Annotated in this window: 1 protein-coding gene; it reads right to left on the bottom strand. The window is 51.9% G+C overall.

Going from position 1 to position 1,337, the window contains the following annotated elements:
- Positions 1 to 127: 127 nt before the first annotated feature.
- Positions 128 to 1,337, bottom strand: a 1,210-nt coding sequence (locus H511_RS0109330; RefSeq protein WP_027252048.1) for an AAA family ATPase, incomplete at its 5' end; no start/stop codon positions are given.

Raw genomic sequence — 1,337 nt, 5'->3', positions numbered from 1 at the left:
CAGCACCTTTATGGTCTCAGTGGGAAGCCCTAAAAGGGCTTCTTTTAATACATTGACCGGCATTTCTCTAACTAAGTTGATAGCCAGTTGATTTATGTCTAATTCAGTCTGGTCATCGGTCGAGCCGTTAGTCGAGCATTGTTGTTCTGTAGTAGGCATAAAATTTGTTCCCATTGGATTTGAAGAAGTGGACAACGCCACTGTCCTCGCAATATTTTTTGATTGTTTTATCCGCCAGTGAGTGCAAACCCAGTGACTCTAACCTGTTTTTTGCCATGTCGCGGACAGCCTGCCATTCACCCGCTGTACGCTCAGTAAAATATTTGTGCTCAATCAGAACCTGGGTAACGATGCCAACAACCGCACCCTCTTTATTTTCGCCTATAAATTCCTGTGCGGCATGTTCCATCATACCACCAACCAAGAATTCATGGCCCTCACGGCGCAGTGTTAGCGAGTCCATGTTAGGCCCGTTGCGGCTTTCAAAATGGATCGATTTGGTTTGATTGTGCTGGGCGTCGTTCAGCATGATCATGCCGAAATCGTATATCCCCCGCAGAGCACCTGAACCGGCATACAGGTCATGAGGCACCGTATTGCTCTTGCCCTCAATGACAGCCGCGTCCTTACGCGTGTGGTGGACACACAGCACCGACGTATCAGGATCGACATCAATCGCCGTTTTTTGCAGGGACAGCAGCGCCTTTTTCATTTCGCTGGCGTCGTTTTCATTTTTCAGCACAACCAGGTTTCTGATGGGATCGATGGCCACAAGGTCCGGTTTGAATTTCTGGATCAGCGCACTGTAGGCAAAGGCATTTACCCCATTCAGCTCTAAGCTGCAGTTACGGGTAATGATCAGGTTTTTCTTGATCAATTCCTGCTCTGCCGGTGTGAACGCGGCGCGAGCCTCAAGCATTCGCGAGCGGAAAAATTCCGGCTTCAATTCACCTTGAATCCAAAGCACAACAGAGGGGGTGTTGAAATGATGGCCAAGGAATTCACCGCCGCACGCTGCCGCCATGAGCAGCTGTAGCAACAGTGTTGATTTACCGACCTTTGGCGCGCCACCCAGGAGGGAGATCCCCCCGCGTATAATGGCCGCGTCACCCCATAGCGTCATTTCCTCCGGCGTTCGCAGATCGGCATTCATCCAGTCCTCAAAGCTGCGGGCGTCAAAGTCGTCAGCCGGTGCGCGGACCTTGGCGATCAGTGCTGAGTCGCTGGGCGGCTCATCGTTGCGCTGTTCGGCGTCGTATTCCTCAGCCAGCGCCAATGCCTGCGCCTCTAAAATGTCCGCCTCGCTGGGTTCGTCGATGACGGTAAACGCCTCGTTA

The organism is Photobacterium halotolerans DSM 18316 (genome assembly GCF_000425165.1).
Classification (GTDB): domain Bacteria; phylum Pseudomonadota; class Gammaproteobacteria; order Enterobacterales; family Vibrionaceae; genus Photobacterium; species Photobacterium halotolerans.
Note: the sequence above shows the minus strand (reverse complement) of the source record. Positions and strands in the feature narration are given on the sequence as shown.